The 18,856-nt window shown below is 44.1% G+C and carries 14 protein-coding genes and 2 pseudogenes; 7 read left to right on the plus strand and 9 right to left on the minus strand.

Features of this window, described 5'->3' with window-relative positions:
• Positions 1-1,446 precede the first annotated feature (1,446 nt).
• The gene (gene tyrS / locus E2K52_RS09200; RefSeq protein WP_161981134.1) at positions 1,447-2,679 is read right to left on the minus strand and encodes a tyrosine--tRNA ligase; all 1,233 of its coding nucleotides are present in this window, start codon (positions 2,677-2,679) and stop codon (positions 1,447-1,449) included.
• 63 nt (positions 2,680-2,742) lie between these two features.
• On the opposite strand from tyrS, the gene E2K52_RS09205 reads away from it, so the two are divergent.
• Positions 2,743-3,870: an anhydro-N-acetylmuramic acid kinase gene (locus E2K52_RS09205; protein WP_151204840.1), complete on the plus strand. Its 1,128-nt coding sequence runs from the start codon at positions 2,743-2,745 to the stop codon at positions 3,868-3,870.
• 141 nt (positions 3,871-4,011) lie between these two features.
• Here the strand turns inward: E2K52_RS09205 and E2K52_RS09210 are convergent, their stop codons facing one another.
• The 4 genes from E2K52_RS09210 to E2K52_RS09225 form a co-directional block, all read right to left on the minus strand.
• On the minus strand, positions 4,012-5,319 hold the full coding sequence (locus E2K52_RS09210) for a lytic murein transglycosylase (RefSeq protein WP_151204841.1): 1,308 nt from the start codon (positions 5,317-5,319) through the stop codon (positions 4,012-4,014).
• Between the two features lie 702 nt (positions 5,320-6,021).
• Positions 6,022-7,143 carry a 5-(carboxyamino)imidazole ribonucleotide synthase gene (locus E2K52_RS09215; RefSeq protein ID WP_151204842.1) on the minus strand — a complete coding sequence of 374 codons (1,122 nt, stop codon included), beginning with the start codon at positions 7,141-7,143 and terminating at the stop codon, positions 6,022-6,024.
• 26 nt (positions 7,144-7,169) lie between these two features.
• A complete protein-coding gene (gene purE / locus E2K52_RS09220) occupies positions 7,170-7,682 on the minus strand; it encodes a 5-(carboxyamino)imidazole ribonucleotide mutase (protein ID WP_151204843.1) in 513 nt (170 codons plus the stop codon).
• Between the two features lie 645 nt (positions 7,683-8,327).
• On the minus strand, positions 8,328-8,669 hold the full coding sequence (locus tag E2K52_RS09225; protein ID WP_151204844.1) for a DMT family protein: 342 nt from the start codon (positions 8,667-8,669) through the stop codon (positions 8,328-8,330).
• A 243-nt stretch (positions 8,670-8,912) separates the two neighbouring features.
• On the opposite strand from E2K52_RS09225, the gene mpl reads away from it, so the two are divergent.
• On the plus strand, positions 8,913-10,280 hold the full coding sequence (mpl, locus tag E2K52_RS09230) for a UDP-N-acetylmuramate:L-alanyl-gamma-D-glutamyl-meso-diaminopimelate ligase (RefSeq protein ID WP_151204845.1): 1,368 nt from the start codon (positions 8,913-8,915) through the stop codon (positions 10,278-10,280).
• A gap of 48 nt (positions 10,281-10,328) precedes the next feature.
• Here the strand turns inward: mpl and E2K52_RS09235 are convergent, their stop codons facing one another.
• Positions 10,329-10,613: a GNAT family N-acetyltransferase gene (locus E2K52_RS09235; RefSeq protein WP_151204846.1), complete on the minus strand. Its 285-nt coding sequence runs from the start codon at positions 10,611-10,613 to the stop codon at positions 10,329-10,331.
• 253 nt (positions 10,614-10,866) lie between these two features.
• Here E2K52_RS09235 and E2K52_RS09240 point away from each other — a divergent pair, with 253 nt between their 5' ends.
• The 5 genes from E2K52_RS09240 to E2K52_RS09260 all read left to right on the plus strand — a co-directional run bounded on the left by E2K52_RS09240 (position 10,867) and on the right by E2K52_RS09260 (position 16,007).
• A complete protein-coding gene (locus tag E2K52_RS09240) occupies positions 10,867-12,063 on the plus strand; it encodes a sugar transporter (protein ID WP_151204847.1) in 1,197 nt (398 codons plus the stop codon).
• 312 nt (positions 12,064-12,375) lie between these two features.
• Positions 12,376-13,341 carry a TerC family protein gene (locus E2K52_RS09245; RefSeq protein WP_151204848.1) on the plus strand — a complete coding sequence of 322 codons (966 nt, stop codon included), beginning with the start codon at positions 12,376-12,378 and terminating at the stop codon, positions 13,339-13,341.
• A gap of 162 nt (positions 13,342-13,503) precedes the next feature.
• Positions 13,504-14,820, plus strand: coding sequence for a guanine deaminase (gene guaD / locus E2K52_RS09250; protein ID WP_151204849.1), 1,317 nt, complete (start codon positions 13,504-13,506; stop codon positions 14,818-14,820).
• A gap of 229 nt (positions 14,821-15,049) precedes the next feature.
• Positions 15,050-15,577 carry a hypoxanthine phosphoribosyltransferase gene (gene hpt, locus E2K52_RS09255; RefSeq protein ID WP_151204850.1) on the plus strand — a complete coding sequence of 176 codons (528 nt, stop codon included), beginning with the start codon at positions 15,050-15,052 and terminating at the stop codon, positions 15,575-15,577.
• A gap of 172 nt (positions 15,578-15,749) precedes the next feature.
• Positions 15,750-16,007, plus strand: a complete 258-nt coding sequence (locus tag E2K52_RS09260; protein ID WP_151204851.1) for a GlsB/YeaQ/YmgE family stress response membrane protein — start codon at positions 15,750-15,752, stop codon at positions 16,005-16,007.
• An 88-nt stretch (positions 16,008-16,095) separates the two neighbouring features.
• On the opposite strand, the gene E2K52_RS09265 is transcribed toward E2K52_RS09260, so the two are convergent.
• The 3 genes and pseudogenes from E2K52_RS09265 to E2K52_RS09275 all read right to left on the minus strand — a co-directional run.
• The gene (locus E2K52_RS09265; RefSeq protein ID WP_151204852.1) at positions 16,096-16,797 is read right to left on the minus strand and encodes a DsbC family protein; all 702 of its coding nucleotides are present in this window, start codon (positions 16,795-16,797) and stop codon (positions 16,096-16,098) included.
• Positions 16,798-17,194: 397 nt separating this feature from the next.
• Positions 17,195-17,560 (minus strand): annotated as a pseudogene (locus E2K52_RS15740) (cation transporter); the annotation flags it as partial.
• 510 nt (positions 17,561-18,070) lie between these two features.
• Positions 18,071-18,733: pseudogene (locus E2K52_RS09275) on the minus strand (GTPase); the annotation flags it as partial.
• Positions 18,734-18,856 lie beyond the last annotated feature (123 nt).

Here is an 18,856-nt window from a genome sequence, read left to right on the forward strand (position 1 = left end):
CAATTTTCTGACAAATTCTCTCAAATAAACTTCGAGTAATTTAAACCAATCAATCAATGATAATATTTCGATCAATCAACCAGTAAAAATCCACACAAGTTGTTCTTCATAATCTCTTAATGATCTTTCTAATACCTCGTCAGTATTAGATGCTGGACTTCGACAATCCTAAACAACTCAACGCTTCGCGCTTCGTTCGTTCCGGCTATCTCGTCGGTATGGGGTGCATTCTAGAGGATTTCTAAAGCTTTGCAAGCCCCTATTCAATATATTTTTCACGTATGTTTCTTTTTTCTACGAAAACGGGGTGAAAATTGGTTTTTTATCTAAATTTTAAGCATTTTCTTACCTATAAACCTACTAATACAAGCTTTGTTTTTATTTTCACCCTATTTACTTAGAGCTAATTACGATCAAAAATCCTCGCCCTCCGGCTTTTTATCCGGAATCTCACCCTTGAGTGAGCAGTTTTCCAGCATCACTTCAAAAATAAATTTATTTATTTGAAAAATAAGCTTTCTATTCACTTTAAAAATAGTCTGCCTCTTGAATTTCCTGATGAGGCTTTATATTCAGAGCTTTTTTCTGTGATGTGCTAGAAGAAATCTGTTTAACCCTTAAATATTCTTCCTCGTATGGATTTTATTTTTACAACCTAATTATTATGACTCTTTTCATTCAGCTAAATGAGTGAAACTTTCTCTACCTATACTGTCTTCCCCCAGATCCATAAATCCTGCCTTAATACGCTTTATGCTCTCCTAGTTAAAACTGTTATAAAGAAGCGATAAAAAAAACAGCTGTATTTCTTTAAAATAGAGTCAATATCGTTTTAAAAGCAGGACAACTGCTCTTTAATACAAATTTACGTAAAGAAAAATTTTAAGCTCTCGAACATATTTTTCATCAAAAAAACCTTTTCAGCAGGATATGCACTCTTGGTTTTTTGGGAGACTTAAAAATATACTGCTTTTCTGAGTTTTCCAGTTGAAAGCTATTTTTGGTATTTTGACCCATTCAATCAGCCAGTCAATTAACGACTGTCGATTTCAAGACACGCTAACCCTATATAAGCTCAGAAATGAGATTTAAGAAAATAAAAAAGGAAGAGATCTCTCCCAAAACCTCTCCCTTGAATTGAATCTTTACCCGATCCAGTATGTCATTGTTATTGTTATTCGCTAATTGCTTAAAAAGAACCCTATACAAGAGGCTTTCCAAGTTATGGGGTGATTTATGTCCCATTACCCTCTAGATGCGCTGTAAACCAATTCTCTAGACGAATAAATCTTATACACAAAAATATTCAAACGCAAGCAGTTTGGAAAAATTTAATTATTGTTTTTATAAGGTTTTTTTGAATTTGCTTATTTGAATTTTAGATATAGCGGACAACAAAAAAGCAGACCGAAGCCTGCTTTTATTTTCAATCACTTATAAATTAAATCAGTCCGTAAAAATCACTTTGGCAATCGCTTTTTTGCTGGCCTGAACAATTAAAGTCACATTTTCTTTTACTGAATACGACGCATCCACCTCTTTCCAGTCGACTTTAACTGCACCACGTGCCACCGCATCTTTGGCTTGAGCCGCATTTTTTACCAGACCCGCTGCACGCAGTATGGAAGCAATAAAGATTTCTCCCCCAAATTCAGAACGAGAAACAGTAATTTCAGGGGTACCTTCAGGCAGCTCACCTTCCGTAATCAAGTTGCCCGCACCTTTATGGGCATTGGCAGCAGCTTCCGCCCCGTGGAAACGCTCTACCAGCTCAAGTGCCAGAATTTTCTTCACTTCTTGCGGATTACGGCCTTCAGCCACTTCTTTTAACAGCTGCTGAATCTCTTCAATCGTTTTAAAGCTCAGTAGATCGAAATAACGTTCGATCAGCGCATCCGGCATGGACAGCACTTTTTGATACATGGCACCTGGTGCATCAAATACACCAATATAGTTGCCCAGAGATTTAGACATTTTATTGACACCGTCCAAACCCTCAAGGATAGGGACTGTAATACATACCTGTGGCTCTTGATTATAACGACCTTGTAAAGTACGTCCCATCAACAGGTTAAAGGTTTGATCCGTCCCGCCCATTTCCACATCAGCTTCAAGCGCAATCGAGTCATAACCTTGTACCAGCGGATACAAAAACTCATGAATGGCGATTGGCTGGTGGCTATTATAACGCTTGGTAAAGTCATCACGTTCCAGCATACGTGCCACAGTTTGCTGTGAAGCCAGTTGAATCAGGTCTGCCGCAGTTCTTTGCTCAAACCACTCAGAGTTAAACACCACCTTGGTTTTGTTTGGATCAAGGATCTTAAACACTTGTTCCTGATAGGTTTTTGCGTTTTCTAATACTTGCTCACGTGACAACGGCGGACGTGTTGCACTTTTTCCACTTGGGTCGCCAATCATCGCGGTATAGTCACCAATCAGGAAAAACACCTCATGCCCCAGGTCCTGAAACACTTTTAATTTATTGATCAGAACCGTATGCCCCAAATGCAGGTCGGGCGCAGTCGGGTCAAAACCCGCTTTAATTTTTAAAGGACGATTCTGCTTTAATTTCTTAAGCAGATCTTCTTCAGAAATAATTTCATGGGTGCCTCGCTGAATGAGAGCAAGTTGTTCTTCAGCCGGTAGGAAATTTGACATCACAAAATCCAAATACATCAGTTATTCAATTTGTACGATATACTATCACTTTTTCAGCATATTGCAGGCTTAAGAATAACCATGACAGCGATCTATATTGGGGTAATGACCGGCACAAGCATGGATGGTGTCGATATTGTTGCTGCTTCTTTTGATCCTCTTCAGCTTCATGCCACCCTTACTTTAGCATTTGATCCCGACCTGCGGGATGAGCTGATGGCCCTGACTTTACCGGATGACAACGAAATTGACCGGATGGGCAAAGCAGATGTGGCGTTAGCCCAGATGATTGGTCATGGCATTAACACCCTGATTGGAAAAAATAATTTGGACAAAGCCCGGATTAAGGCAATTGGTTCGCATGGTCAGACCATTCGCCATCGCCCCGAGCATGGTTTTACCCTGCAAATTGGCGATCCAAATATTATTACTGAAATTACCCAGATTCCGGTGATTTCTGATTTTCGTCGTCGCGATCTGGCCGCAGGCGGTCAGGGTGCTCCCCTGGTTCCAGCCTTTCACCAGGATCTTTTTCAGCATGACACCATTCACCGGGTGATTTTAAATCTGGGCGGGATTGCCAATGTCAGTATGCTGCCTGCCGGACAACCCGAGAAAGTATATGGCTTTGATACCGGCCCCGCCAATATCCTGATGGATGCCTGGTGCCAGCGTTATACCGGCCAACCTTATGATGAAAATGGTAACTGGGCTGCTTATGGCACCCCGATCCGTAGCCTGCTTGACCGTTTACAGTCACATAACTATTTTTCTAAAGAACCGCCCAAAAGCACCGGACGTGAAGACTTTAATCTGGAATGGCTGGATGAGCAGATTCTGGACTGGCGCAGTGACCTGGACTACGACGAGCTGGAAGATACACCGGAAAATATTCAGGCCACGCTAATGAAATTGACCACACGTGCAATTAAAAAAGCGATTTACCGTTCGGGACTGGAGACTGGTGAAGTCTATGTCTGTGGTGGCGGTGCCTATAACTCACACCTGCTGGAACAGTTACGCTGGCGCTTGCGCAAACATGAATGGAGTGTACAAACCACGGCTGATTTAGGCCTCAGTCCGACCTGGGTAGAAGCCACAGCGTTTGCCTGGCTGGCCATGCGTTTTATAAAACAACTGAGTGGAAATTTACCTGCTGTTACCGGAGCCACGGGGTATCGTGTACTGGGTACAATTACATCCACCTAAATTTATAAGGATTAACAGTCCCTTCTCCCTTTAGGAGAAGGTGAGGATGAGGGAAAGTTTTATAAACCCCTCTCCCTGAGAAGCATGCTTCGCAAGTCTCCTGCAAGGAGAGGGAAACCCAACCACAAATGAAGATCTGGCTTAACGCATCATCAGCTTGGCATTTTCATTGCGGAAGGCACGTAAAATCTGCTGGCCAGCTCGTCCTGTCGGATTGAGCCCCAAACGGATTTGCTCCTGACGAATAGCCTGTCGGGTTTTATCGCCAATTAACCCATCGACTGTACCAATATCATGACCACGATTTAACAGGAATTGCTGAATTTCACGGCGCTCCATACGTGAAGTGCCCGGATCATCTGTTGGCCAGGCAGTCAGCAGACCACCTTTGCCCTGCAAACGATCAGATAAATGTGCAATAGCCAGTGCATAGCTTTCGGCCGCGTTATAACTATAAATCGCATCAAAATTCTTAAATACTAAGAATACCGGACCATTTGGACCTGCCGGTGCTAACAGGCCAGCCTGTGAAGCCTCCGATAGATTGCCCTGCACTAAAGCTGTACCATCGGCACGTACAAGGCCACGGTTTACCCAACTGCCAAGTGATTTTTTATTACGCCGGCCTTCACCAGAGATTGACATGTTTTGCGGAATTTTCACCTCAAAACCCCATGGCTGACCAGTCTGCCAGCCCCGCTTGCTTAAAAAGTTGGCGGTTGAGGCCAAGGCATCGGGAATACTTGACACCAGATCACGACGACCATCACCATCAAAATCAACTGCAAGCTCATTATAAGTCGATGGCATAAACTGAGTATGACCAAAAGCACCCGCCCAAGACCCCTTAAGCTGCTCTTCGCGCACATCACCACGCTGTAACAGCTTCATGGTGGTAAAAAATTCACCCTGGAAATACCCTTGGCGACGGCCTTCACAACTCAATGTGCCCAAAGACTGCAATAAAGGATATTTCCCGGAAATATCACCAAAATTACTTTCTACTCCCCAGACCGCTACAATAGTTTCCGCTGGTACACCATAAACTGCACTCACCCGGTTTAGCACATCACGATGCTGTTGTAGCTTTTGCCGGCCGAGCTGAACTCGTTCTTCATCCACCAAGCCAGATAAATAGTCCCAAATTGGGGTTGAAAATTCAGGCTGATAATTCAGCTTTTCAATTACCGAATAATCTGGGCTTAAATGTTGCGTATAACGGTCATAACTTGCGCCACTCACCCCCTGAGCAATCGCCCGGCCGCGCAAATTCGCCAAACAGCGTTGAAAATCATTTTGAGCTGCATAATTTACTGGATTATTTGAAATAACTGTCGAAGCAGAAGACAAATCAGTCGGCGCGACACGCTGTCCATTAATCACCAGTTCGGCCTGGGCCTGTGAGGCAGCCAAAAGCAGAGAACCTATCGAAAGTGCAAGCCGTTGCATAAAACCCCTGAATATTTAAATTTCGAATTATTACTTCTACCTTAGCAGCTCATCTTTAAATTTAAAGCGACAATAGGTAAATTTAAATTCATATTTTCTCCACTTTCAAATTCATTTTTTAGTTTTTAAATTTAAAACCACTTATCCACAAGCAAACTTTAAATTCAAACCCCAACATTCTTTGAATTCAAAACCGAATTTCTAAAAATATTTTTAAATTCAAAAAAATATTGCGGATAAATCACATTAATAAACAAAACCCTGTATCACTTAAGTCTTTAAATATCTAACTTTTTATTTTTAAATTCATTTTACAGCGATCAGGCTGCTTTAAATTCAAAACTTTGAATTCATTCACAGCTATTTAAATTTGAATTCATATTTTTTGAATTTAAAACCAGGTTTGAATTCAAACTACAGTTTTAAATTTATTGTTCTGAATTTAAATTCAAAGCGCAAGACTAGTTTTAAATCTCCCTCAGCCTTAGACTTATCCACAGCACAATCTCAAAAGATGAACATCGAGCAGAGTTCAATTTAATCATTGCCGGTCTATTCAGTTGCTCGGTTTATAAGCAATTAAGTTAAAAAGTAATCCAAGCAATAGCAGGGGGATTGAAAAGAGGCGCAATCATGCCTGAAAGCAGACAAATAAAAAAGCGACCACAGATGTGATCGCTTTTTTTATCAGCAAGTTAAAGTTTAGATGGTCATATCTTCGCTCAATGCTAACGGATTCGGCAAAATTTTCGCCAATTGGCGGCATAACCTGGTCAGTTGACTGCTGTCAGTGGGCATTAAGGTGATATGGCCAATCTTGCGGCCTTTACGTTCTGACTTGTTGTACAGATGCAAATGCGCGCCGTCCAAAGCCAATACTTCTGCAGATTTTGGATGCTGTCCAATGATATTTACCATCACCGTTGGACGTATCACTTCAGTAGAACCCAAAGGCAAGCCAGCTACTGCACGGATATGGTTTTCAAATTGCGAGCAGACTGCACCTTCGATCGACCAATGGCCTGAGTTATGCACACGTGGCGCCATCTCGTTTGCATATAAGCCTTTGTCTGTCACAAACAGCTCAAGCGTCAACACGCCAACATAATTCAAATGATTCAGCAGGCGAGTGATGTAGTCTTGCGCGACAGGTTGCAAGTCAGCACTGTGGGGTGCAGGAACAATCGAGTGCGACAGAATGCCATTGTGATGATGATTTTCTGCCAGTGGCCAGGTTTTGACCTCACCATTTTGACCGCGCACCGCGATAATCGACACTTCACGCGAGAAGGTCACAAAACTTTCTGCAATCAGAGAACCCGCAGGGCCAAGTTCAGCCCAGGCCTGATCAATTTGTTCCGCGTTACGCAATACAAACTGGCCTTTGCCATCATAACCGCCTGTAGCCGTTTTCAATACAATTGGCAGACCGAGTTCAGCAACCGCAGCTTTCAGGCTGTCCAGTGAATTCACCGCTTTATACGGCGCGACCGGAATGCTCAGCTCATCAAACAGGGCTTTTTCAGACAGACGGTTCTGTGCAATGGCCAGAGCCTGACGTGGCGGATGCAGGTCTTTGTTTTGAACCAGTACATCGACATCTGCCAGGGGAGTATTTTCAAACTCCAGACTGAAAACATCTGCACTGTTAATGAAGTCCTGTAAAGCGTTATCGGCTTGAGTTGAAATCACCCGACCCAACGCTTTCGATGGGCAGTCGGCAGATGCTTCAAAGAAGGTACATTGAATATTGAGTGGCAAGGCTGCTTGCGCCATCATCCGGCCCAGCTGGCCGCCACCAAAAATACCGATGGTTTTATCCATGTGTGTTGTCCCGTGTTCAGCCTGGCTTACATTTGACCTGGAATATTGTTGCTTGCGACTTTTTCAGTCTGTGCCGCACGGAAATCTGCGACATTTTTGGCGATGTCAGCACGGGTTAAACCTAAAATCTGCGCCGCCATAATGGCCGCATTGGTTGCACCGGCAGGACCAATTGCCAGTGTCCCTACCGCAATACCCGCTGGCATTTGCACGATAGAAAGTAATGAATCTACACCGTTTAAAATTGAAGATTTTACCGGTACGCCGAGCACCGGCAGATCGGTTTTCGCCGCACACATACCTGGTAAATGTGCTGCACCACCCGCACCTGCAATAATTACCTGGATACCGCGTTCTCGTGCTGTTTCCGCATATTCAAATAAACGGTCTGGGGTACGATGCGCAGACACCACTTCCGCTTCAAATGGGACGCCAAGTTGTTTTAACATATTGGCAGTGTGTTCGAGGGTAGCCCAGTCTGACTGAGAACCCATGATGATTCCAACGAGAGGAGTGTCTTGTGAAGCGGCCGCATTCATTGCAATGTTTCCAGAGATAATTAAGAGAGATAAATCTCGACGAGAGCCAAGCTTTAATAAGAACTCACTATTATAGACCGAAATTTCAACTTCATAAAATTTAACGGTCAAACTAAGACGCGATTTTGATGGTTTTTATCAGATTTAAAACAACTGACAGAAAATCACCGAGCAGGGGAGTCCCGACCAAATAGAGCTTGTAAAAATAAATCCTGATTTTTTTGTCATTGTAGAATAGGGTTTTGATGGATTCATACAGAGGATTAAGTGGAGTACTTGCAAAAAATAGACTGTTTAAGCTCAAAATCATTTTGCCGCCCTATTTACAACAGGCGTGAGCCTGATCAGTCGGGTAGAGCACCTGGCGCTTTCTTCTTTACGCTAAATAACAGCCATAAAGAAAATATAATTTTTAGATTTTAACATTCAAGCCAATACTGAGCGGAAAGCAACACAACTGGATCAGGCCAAGCCGCAAGGCGAAATCTTTAAAGACGGACCAAATAAAGGTAAGTTTTGAATATTTTTAACATATAGAAGGACTTCGGGCTGAAGCCTTTATCAGCTCCTATTGGAAGGCTATATAAAAAATCTGAGTAAACTATGGACTGACTGATATTCAGATCATAAAAACCGTTTTAATAGTTAAGCACTACGAAATACAAAATAGATACAGCCACACAGACATACCGCTGCCCATAGATAGTCCAGCTTAAAAGGCTGCTTGAACAGAAAAATCATAAAAGGCACAAAAACCAGCAGAGTCACGACTTCCTGAGTAATTTTCATTTGTCCCACAGCCAGCCCCTGTTGCGCCAGCAATCTGGTTGCCGGAATCATCAGGCTATATTCAAACAGGGCAATGATCCAGCTCAACAGGATCGCTTGCCAGAGTGGTGCATCATGCGGCAAAAATTTAAGATGACCATACCAGGCCAAAGTCATAAAACAGTTGGCAATCACCAGTAGAAAGAGAGTTGGTAGCATCTGCACGCACCCTGTAAAACGATCCAGCTTATTTTACGGTTTATTGAGCCCAAAGGTAGGCGGGGAAACTTGAAATTTTTCCTGACTTTGTCGCTAAAACCGGATTAAAAAAATCCCACAGGAATGCTTGAACTTTGACTATCTTTTCAGTCTAAGCCTTGCTATCGTTGCTTGCAAATCGAATAAATCATGGCAACAGCACCTCTACAACGTGATGTGTCAGGCAAGAATGGAGTGAAGTAGATGCATCTGCATATTTTGGGTATTTGTGGCACCTTTATGGGTTCACTAGCACTATTGGCCCGCGATTTAGGACATCAAGTGACGGGTTCAGATGCGAATGTCTATCCACCCATGTCTACCCAACTGGAAAATGCAGGGATCAGCTTGATGCAGGGCTATGACCGTAGCCATTTACAGCCGCATCCGGATCTGGTGATAGTCGGCAATGCCATGAAGCGCGGCATTGATGCAGTAGAATATATGCTGAATGAAGGCTTGCCATATATTTCAGGTCCCCAGTTTCTGGCAGATCATGTGCTACAAGGCAAACATGTGTTAGGCGTTGCCGGGACACATGGTAAAACCACCACCACCACCATGTTGGCCTGGATACTGGATCAAGCCGGTTTAAATCCGGGTTTCCTGATTGGCGGCGTACCTTTAGGTTTTAGCGAAAGTGCACGTTTAGGGGGTGGCAAATATTTCTGTGTCGAAGCAGATGAATATGATTCCGCCTTCTTCGACAAGCGTTCCAAGTTTGTGCATTACCACCCTAAAACGGTGATTTTAAATAATCTTGAATTTGACCATGCCGATATTTTCGATGATCTGGCTGCCATCCAAAAACAATTCCATCATTTGGTACGTACCATTCCCAGTGAAGGCCGCATCATTGCTCCTATCACTGAAACCCATATTGATGAAGTGCTGGAAATAGGCTGCTGGACTCCAGTGGTGCGCACCGCTTTAACTGCCAATGACACCGCGGAACTCTATGCTGAACAATTGGTCGCAGATGGCTCACACTTTAACGTGCTACAACACGGCGTGGTAAAAGGTGAGGTGAAATGGAACATGACCGGACAGCATAGTGTGGCAAATGCCTTGGCCGCCATTGCTGCGGCAGAACATGTGGGAGTTTCTATTGACAGCGCCTGCCAGGCCTTGTCGAATTTTGGCGGCGTGAAACGCCGGATGGAATTACTGGATACCGTAAAAGGAATTGAAGTCTATGATGACTTTGCTCATCATCCGACGGCCATTGAAACCACTTTAGAGGGTGCACGCAAAAGTCTGGGGAAACGCAAGCTGTGGGCGATTATTGAACCGCGTTCAAATACCATGCGTATGGGCAGCCATAAAGAGGGACTGGCACATTCAGCCCGTCTGGCGGATGAAGTCCTCTGGTATCAACCTGAAGGTCTGGACTGGGATTTACAACCAGTAATCGAGGCCGCACCCAACAAAGCCAAAGTCGTAGGTAGCCTGGAGGATATTATCCAAACTGTGCTCACTGAAGCAGGCGAGGGAGACGCCGTAGTGATTATGTCGAATGGTGGTTTTGGCGGCTTACATCAGAAATTGATTAATGCCTTAAAAACCGGATAAACAGATTTGAAAAGCCCGCTTCGCGGGCTTTTTTATTTTTAAGGGTTTTTAGGCGGCGACATCCTCAAAACTTTTCTCGCGTTTAAACATCACCTCGACATAAGAACAGGTCGGTACAATTTTCAGTTGTCGGTTACGGGCAAACTCTACCAATACATCCAGCAGTTGTCGCGCTACCCCTTGACCGCGTAAACACTCATCGACCCAGGTATGATTGGCAATAATTTGATGTTCTCCTCGCCAAATATAACTGATTTTAGCAATCGGTTGACCCGCCTCATTCAAATGAAAAAATTCACCTTGCTGGCCATTATCGCTATGTTGAAACTGCATCGCTTACCCTCATTTTTTTTAATTAAACCGCTATCAGCATACTTTAAAATCCCTGATTTCAATATTATCTAAAGGTGAATAGGGAGCAAAAACTGACTTTATAAAAACTTGAAACCGCATCTTCTGCTCCTTCTGGCTCCATGTTGTCTGGATTTTACTGATTTGAACTTAGAAACATTTTTTTCAGGCTTTCAACTTAACAAGTGGCCTCGTTCCCCCTAAAATTTAAGCTCAATACTCATCGTCACGTCCTATGTCATCTTCTGAAATTTCGGCAAATCCTACCCGCCAATGGGTATGTGTCATTGCTTTAGCCTGCGCTGCTTTCATTTTTAACACCACCGAATTTATTCCTGTCGCCTTGCTCAGTGATATCGGTCACAGTTTTTCAATGTCTCCTACCCAAGTGGGACTGATGCTGACCATTTATGCCTGGATCGTGGCTCTGTTATCGTTACCGATTATGCTGCTGACCAAACAGATTGAACGGCGCTTGCTGCTCAGCACATTATTCGTGGTGTTTATTCTCAGTCATGTGCTGTCTTATTTTGCCTGGAGCTTTGAAATACTGGTCATGAGCCGGATGGGTATTGCGGTGGCCCATGCTTTGTTCTGGTCCATTACCGCCTCGCTTGCGGTTCGGGTGGCGCCCAAAGGTAAAGAATTTCAGGCACTGGGTTTGCTGGCCACCGGCACAGCGATGGCGATGGTACTCGGTATTCCATTTGGACGCATGATTGGGGAAGCTTATGGCTGGCGCAACAGTTTTGCTCTGATTGGCGTTGCTGCCACCGTCATTTGCCTGATTCTGGCCAAAACCTTGCCTTTACTGCCCAGTGTGAATTCTGGTTCTTTAAACAGTTTAAAAATTCTGGCCAGACGCCCGAGCCTGATGCTTGTCTTTGCACTCACCGTGATAGTTATCACGGCACAATTTACCGCTTATAGTTATATTGAGCCTTTTTCCCTGACTGTTGCCCAGTTCAGCTCGGCACAGACCACGACTTTATTGTTGATGTATGGCGGTGCAGGCTTTTTAGGCTCTTATCTATTTGGCCGCTATGCTTCCAAATTTCCAAAAATGACCATTCCATTTTTCAGCTTCGGGATCATGCTGTCCATGCTGCTGTTATTGCCTTTATCCACTACAGTCTGGGGACTGAACCTGCTGTCGCTCTTATGGGGCATGAGCATCATTGGTTTTAGTCTAGCCCTGCAAGCAAAAACCCTTAACTTGGCCTCAGATGCCACCGATGTAGCCATGGCCATTTACTCAGGTTTATATAATGTCGGTATTGGCGGCGGTGCCTTAGTCGGAGGCTGGGTTAGTGCAAGCATTGGGCTGGAGTATATTGGACTGGCCGGTGGCCTGCTTGCGGTTTTGGCTCTCTTACTGGCGCTTATTTTGGTGCGACAAACGGATTTTATTCATCCCCCAGTCTCCAGATAAAAATTTGCGTAATTTCAATAAATATGAGATTCTTCACTCTCTTTGGAGTTGATCCAAAATAGAATTGAGTAGAACAAGGGGAGTAGCCTCCTCCAAACGTTTAACAATTGCGGTTCAACTTGTAAAACGTGTCAGAATATCGTCATTACACTTTGCAAAAAGTCGGTATCTGAGCATCTTGCTGCCACACTTTTAATGGGAAGTGTAACGGTAAGATGTAGGCAAGACCTTGATCATGTTGGTATAGATGTTTTTCATCTGACAACAGGTCAAGGTTTTTTTATGGCCAATTGTCAGATGTGGAGGATTCACATGGAAACAATTGGTACGCTCTGGCTGTATCTGGCTTTTTTCGGCATCGTTCTGGTGATGCTGTTTATTGATTTTCTAGGCTTCAAACAAAAACAAGGTCAGGAGGTAAAAGTCCGGACTGCGGCCTACTGGAGTATTGCCTGGGTCAGTGTCGCGACCTTATTTGGTGGCGGTTTATGGCTGTATCTGGAACAGACTGCAGGTACGGCAATTGCCAATGCCAAGGTCATGGAATACTTCGCCGGTTATCTGCTGGAAAAATCTCTGGCAATTGATAACGTCTTTGTCTGGCTGATGATTTTCGCGGCTTTCGCCATTCCACCCGCGCTGCAGCGTAAATTGCTGCTTTACGGCGTACTCGGTGCGATTGTCCTTAGAACCATCTTCATTTTTATTGGCGCCTGGTTCGTGCAGGAATTCTCATGGATTTTATATATCTTCGGTGCTTTCCTGGTGTATACCGGCTTTAAATTCCTGCGTGGTCAGGATGAAGAAGAAAGCAATATTGAAGATATGGCGATTCTGAAATGGCTGCGTAAACATATGCGCATCACCCCGCAGCTTGAGGGCGACAAATTTTTTATCCATAAAGATAATTTACTGTGGGCAACGCCGTTATTCCTGGTCTTGCTTCTGGTCGAAGCCTCGGATGTGATCTTTGCGGTCGATTCTATTCCGGCAATTTTTGCTGTCACGACCGATCCCTTCATTGTCCTGACCGCCAACCTGATGGCGATTTTGGGTCTGCGTGCGATGTTCTTCCTGTTATCGGGTGCAGCATCCAAGATGCATTATCTGCCTTATGGTCTCGGGATTATTCTGGTCTTTATCGGCTTTAAAATGCTGATGCTGGATGTATTCCATATGCCAATCTGGATTTCACTGAGCTTTATTGTGCTTGTCTTGACGATCACGGCGATCCTGTCGATTCGTCACAGCAAGAAATACAACCAGACCACGCTATAAAAGCAATCCTCAAAAAAGCCTGCATCAGCAGGCTTTTTTATTTTCAGATGACCTGATCACAGCTGCGGCTTAAGCTTGATAAACGCAGTCCACAGGGTCACGTTATAAATCATCTGAAGTAGGTTACAATCTGTTGAAAAAAGTAAAAACACAGGTGTTAACATGTCTTCTCTCATTGCAACCACAGCGGTTCGTGGTCGCTTCCTCGACATCCAGAATACCGTTGCCCAAGCACGTGAAATTCACGATCAGGTGCGTTATCTAGAAGATGGCTTGCTCATCAGTGAAAATGGCCAGATCCGGTGGTTTGGCCACTGGGAAGAAGGCCAGCATTATCTGCCAGACGGGTTAGAAGTCAGCCATTATCCGGAGCAATTGATTGTACCGGGCTTTATCGATACCCATATTCACTTTCCGCAAACCGAAATGATGGGTGCTTATGGCGAACAGCTGCTGGAATGGCTGAACACCTATACTTTTCCTACCGAAATTCAGTTTCAGAACCCGGCCTATGCAAAGAAAATTGCTGATTTTTTTGTTCAGGAATTATTAAAAAATGGAACTACCACGGCACTGGTTTTCTGTACCGTACATCCGCAATCTGTAGATGCGCTCTTTGAAGCCGCTACGGCGCAGAATATGCGCCTGATTGCCGGTAAGGTACTGATGGATCGTTATGCACCAGAAGCACTGACAGATACAGCAGAAACAGCTTATACAGACTCTAAAGCGCTGATTGAAAAGTGGCATGGGCAGGGGCGGAACCTGTATGCGATTACCCCGCGCTTTGCCCCAACCTCGACCCCCGAACAACTGGAAAAAGCAGGGCAGTTGAAAGCAGAATACCCGGATGTCTATGTCCACACCCATCTTAGTGAAAATCACAATGAGATTGCCTGGGTCAAAGACCTGTTTCCGGAACGTGAAGGGTATCTGGATGTCTATCACCATTATGGCCTGACCGGGTCAAAATCGGTATTTGCGCATTGTGTACATCTTGAAGAATCCGAATGGGATTGTCTGCATCAGACCGATTCAGCAATTGCCTTCTGTCCCAGCTCCAACCTGTTCCTTGGCAGCGGCCTGTTTCCCTTGAAAAAGACGTGGGACAAAGAGGTGAAAGTCGGACTAGGGACCGACATCGGGGCAGGGACTTCATTTAACCAGCTGCAAAGCCTGAACGAAGCTTATAAGGTCCAGCAGCTACAGGGCGAGCAGCTTCCAGCTTTCGAAGCCTTATATCATGCCACCTTAGGCGGAGCCAAGGCCCTGAGCCTGGAGGATCGATTGGGCAACTTTAATATCGGTAAAGAAGCCGATTTTGTGGTACTGGAACTGAATGCCACTGCGCTTCAAGCACTACGCCAAAGCAAGGCGCAAAGTATTGAAGATACATTCTTTGCCCTGACCATGCTGGGGGATGACCGTAATATTGCAGCAACCTATATCTATGGACAAGCCCGCTATGTCAAAGCCTAGAGCGGATACCGCTGCTGGAAAATCGCGCCGTCGCAGGCTGCTGCTCTGGTCAGTGATCAGCGTAGGCTGTGCAACACTCTTAAAAAAGGATACGGCTTCCACCAAAACCTGATTACATTTACAGCCGATGAAACAGGTGCATCTCAGGTTCGGATGTATTAAAATTAGTGAATATTCAGGTGTTGCAAGTCAACACCTTTTTTATTTTTCAATTTTCAGGTATCTACCCATGACCGTTCAAATGAGCGTAATGATTTCCGCTGAAGAAATTCAAGCTAAAGTCAAAGAGCTTGGTGCTCAAATCGATGCACACTATGCCAATAGTGACAAAGAACTTGTGCTCATCGGTTTATTACGTGGCTCAGTAATTTTCATGGCGGACTTATGTCGCGCGATTTCCAAACCCCATGAACTGGATTTTATGACTGTATCCAGCTACGGTGGCGGTACAATTTCAACACATGATGTGAAAATTTTAAAAGATCTGGACGGCGAAATCCGTGCTAAAGATGTACTGGTGGTGGAAGACATTATTGACTCGGGCAATACCCTGAGCAAGGTACTCGACATCCTGCAAACACGTGAACCGAATTCAATCCAGCTTTGTACTCTGGTCAGCAAGCCTTCACGTCGTGAAATTGACCTAGACGTCCAGTTCCTCGGTTTTGAAGTGGAAGATAAATTCATTGTCGGCTACGGTCTGGACTATAACCAGAAATACCGTCATTTACCGTTTATTGGTGAAATCGGTCTCTAAAGTTGCTTGCCAAAAGTGGCGATTGCCACTTTTTGTGCGGTAGGATTCAGTCCATACAGGCACAAAAACACTACACCCTGTTGCAGGACTCAACTTTTTTCTGTTTTTTGTTTACCTCAGTATGATGAATACATGATGTAAAAACAAAGACATGATAATAAGGAGCTTCCTCATGTGGACACTTATCGTTGCTATTGTGATTGGTTTTATTGCGGGCTTGATTGCGCGGGCAATTCATCCCGGAGATGATAAAGCAGGTTTTATCGTCACCACTTTATTGGGTATTGCCGGCTCTTTACTGGCGACCTTCGGTGGACGTATGTTGGGGCTGTATTCAGCCGACTCTGCGGCAGGTCTGATTGCGTCCATTATCGGTGCTGTGATTATTCTGTTTATTTATAATATGGTCACGAAACGCAAAACGGTGTAAATCCACACGGACATCGCCCAATACTAGGTAAAAAAGCACCAAATCTGGTGCTTTTTTATGGTCTGTATCTAGAGTCTGTTACAGAAACTTATAAAGCAAATTCCTTAAAAATCTGTTCAATCTGCCCGGCCGGATAAGCCCCCATCACCTTAAAACCATTGGAAAAAATAATGGCGGGTGTCCCATGAATGCCAAGCGCCTGCGCCAGTTGGATATTGCGCTCGACCGGATTGGCGCAACTTTTTTTACTTTTAGGCGTGATGCCGTTAAAAATCAAGTCTTCCCAGGCTTGCACAGGATGGTTTTCACAATATAGCTGTTTGGATGGCAGGATCGACTGCGGCTTTAACGGCAGAATAAAAGTATAAATCGTAACATCTTTCAACTTTTTCAGTTCTACCTCCAGCTGTTTACAATACGGGCAATAGGGGTCAGAAAAGATCGCAATCTGACGTTTACCCGTCCCTCTTACACTTTTTAAAGCATCCTGTAAGGGCAGTTTTTTCCAGTCTATACTGTTTTGCTGGACCAACAGGTCCCGGCTCAGATTATGCTGATCCTGAATACGCAACATTGAGCCTGCAATCAGATGCTGGGCATCCTGATTCAAATAGACAATCTGACCCTGCATGGAACCACTGTAAATACCCTGCATTTCAGTCGGCTGGATATTTTCAATTTTCAGTTTTGGATGTTGTTGGCTGAGGTTTTTTTTCACTGTCTCTACATTTGCCATAGTGAAAGTTGAAACCAAACTGAATAGGGCCAATACCAAGGTTGTTTTAATCATATTTTTGCTCATTGCTCTAAAATTTTTCCAACTCATTCTACTTAAAAACCATGCCAAAATTCTGACCTTTGCAATGGCTCTTAGCTAAAGTCTACAGATTTCCCACTTCACGTTTCACGTGGAACATCGGTTTCATTAAAGAGAATTGATTTCTACCGAAATCTGCACAATTTCCGCATCAATCACCAGCTCCTCCCGTGCCTGATCGACATTGAGACGGTTATTGGTGGCTAGAGTTCAACTGCAGGAAAATTTGCTTTTCCCATTTCCCGGACATATCAAGAGCGGTAATTTTTCCCACTAAAAACTCTGCAATCATTTCTCGCATTTCCTCCATTATTGGATGCTCGATTTCTGCATCCCATACGGTTTCCCTAGGTTCTCTCGCTAAACCTCAAATCACCATTGGCATGGCCTTGGTATCCTGAATAGCAATCGGTTTAAACAGTCGCTTACAGATTGAAAAGCCATAAATAGTGCCACAACCAGCAAGAAGATGGCACTCCGATCAGCAGCCAAAGTTTCAATTTTCCAGCTGCCAAAACTAAAATGATGATCTTGCGCATGACCTCGAGCACAGCGGTAAGCAAAATATGCCAGCCCCAATGCCCACTCCTCTACCAACCCTCTGCAAGTAAAGCCATAGAGTTGTAAATCCAGCCACCGGACTTCTAATAGCATGATGACTGCCGTTAAAATGCTGGCCTGTAACATACGTTTTTTGTGCCAGTGGACTATTTTCATCACACTGATGCGCCTGTATTCAGGTCAGTCGGACTTTTTGCACCTTCTTCATCTTAGGGTTTAAATATATTCCCTCCACCAAATATTTATTTTTAGAGGATTGTGGTGAATCCTTTCAAGAAAATAAAGTTATCAATTTTATCAAAAACTTAAAACACAAGACTCTTACTATTAAACAAGTTTTGCATTAGCGGCAGACCCCTCCATTATGGAGGTTTTACAATAGCAAAGCCATTCAAGGGACAGTGAATAGTTTAATAAATGAATTAATCAATTCCATTGATACCATCATGGGCTTGGTGAACAGGCCAATCTTCCTCCACCGGAACTGGATGAATTTTAGAAAATTATTAAAGGTGTATATTTTTAATATCTGGCTGCTAAAAGTAGAGAATGGAGGAAACCTGCACCAGCTTAGGAGGAGCATCTTTCTCATCTAAATCTTATACGCTTTAAGACAATACAAAAAAAACAGCCTGATTCGGCTGTTTTGATCTGCGCAATATTTCATTGCCTGGCAAAGCTGACATTATTTCCCGATACAGAATGACCCAAATATTTTTCCCAGCAAATCATCTGCGCTAAAGTCACCGGTAATTTCCCCCAAGGCATTTTGTGCCAGTCGCAGTGACTCCGCGACCAGTTCACCTGCGTTATAAACCACCAGTTGCTCACGCGCTTCAGCAAGATAGTGCTGGGTACGCTTCATTGCATCTAAATGGCGGGTACGGGCAATAAAGGTATCCTCTTCCGGCTGGAAGCCTGCATGCTCTGTAATCACCTCTATCAGCGACTGTACGCCTGTTTCCTGCTTGGCAGACACGGTAATATGGCGGAAGCCTTTTAAATCTCCGATTTTTGCCTCTGTACCGGTTAAGTCGGCTTTATTGCCAATCAGGATTAAACGTTTCGGTTCGATATACTCTGCAAAATATTCTTGAGCCAGTTGAAGCGGATCTTCACCTTGGCTCAAGTCATAGACCAGCAGCAGTAAATCTGCCTGTTCAATCTCTTTAATGGCACGGCGAATCCCTTCTTTTTCCACAATATCACCTGTTTCCCGCAAACCGGCGGTATCAGTCAGAGTAATCGGTAGTCCATTTAAAGTAATTTTCTCGTGCAGAACATCGCGCGTAGTGCCGGCAATATCGGTCACAATGGCACGTTCAATTCCGGCCAAGGCATTCAGAACTCGCTTCGCTCGTGTTTTTTTAAAAGCAAAAGCTCACGATAGTAAAAACCATCTAGCAGCCAATATTTTTAAAAGCGGTTTTTCAGAGGGGGGAAGAATCGAACTTTCATAACTTCGCTCGTA

The organism is Acinetobacter sp. RF14B, assembly GCF_006864105.1.
In the GTDB taxonomy this organism is placed as follows: domain Bacteria; phylum Pseudomonadota; class Gammaproteobacteria; order Pseudomonadales; family Moraxellaceae; genus Acinetobacter; species Acinetobacter lwoffii_C.

What these genes read in the sequence shown, in the direction of transcription:
- hpt (WP_151204850.1), top strand. Translation starts at nt 15,050, where the DNA reads ATGACCGTTCAAATGAGCGTAATGATTTCCGCTGAAGAAATTCAAGCT.
- E2K52_RS09215 (WP_151204842.1), bottom strand. Translation starts at nt 7,143, where the DNA reads ATGGATAAAACCATCGGTATTTTTGGTGGCGGCCAGCTGGGCCGGATG.
- E2K52_RS09225 (WP_151204844.1), bottom strand. Translation starts at nt 8,669, where the DNA reads ATGCTACCAACTCTCTTTCTACTGGTGATTGCCAACTGTTTTATGACT.
- E2K52_RS09210 (WP_151204841.1), bottom strand. Translation starts at nt 5,319, where the DNA reads ATGCAACGGCTTGCACTTTCGATAGGTTCTCTGCTTTTGGCTGCCTCA.
- guaD (WP_151204849.1), top strand. Translation starts at nt 13,504, where the DNA reads ATGTCTTCTCTCATTGCAACCACAGCGGTTCGTGGTCGCTTCCTCGAC.
- E2K52_RS09235 (WP_151204846.1), bottom strand. Translation starts at nt 10,613, where the DNA reads ATGCAGTTTCAACATAGCGATAATGGCCAGCAAGGTGAATTTTTTCAT.
- E2K52_RS09265 (WP_151204852.1), bottom strand. Translation starts at nt 16,797, where the DNA reads ATGATTAAAACAACCTTGGTATTGGCCCTATTCAGTTTGGTTTCAACT.
- purE (WP_151204843.1), bottom strand. Translation starts at nt 7,682, where the DNA reads ATGAATGCGGCCGCTTCACAAGACACTCCTCTCGTTGGAATCATCATG.
- E2K52_RS09240 (WP_151204847.1), top strand. Translation starts at nt 10,867, where the DNA reads ATGTCATCTTCTGAAATTTCGGCAAATCCTACCCGCCAATGGGTATGT.
- E2K52_RS09245 (WP_151204848.1), top strand. Translation starts at nt 12,376, where the DNA reads ATGGAAACAATTGGTACGCTCTGGCTGTATCTGGCTTTTTTCGGCATC.
- tyrS (WP_161981134.1), bottom strand. Translation starts at nt 2,679, where the DNA reads ATGTATTTGGATTTTGTGATGTCAAATTTCCTACCGGCTGAAGAACAA.
- E2K52_RS09205 (WP_151204840.1), top strand. Translation starts at nt 2,743, where the DNA reads ATGACAGCGATCTATATTGGGGTAATGACCGGCACAAGCATGGATGGT.
- mpl (WP_151204845.1), top strand. Translation starts at nt 8,913, where the DNA reads ATGCATCTGCATATTTTGGGTATTTGTGGCACCTTTATGGGTTCACTA.
- E2K52_RS09260 (WP_151204851.1), top strand. Translation starts at nt 15,750, where the DNA reads ATGTGGACACTTATCGTTGCTATTGTGATTGGTTTTATTGCGGGCTTG.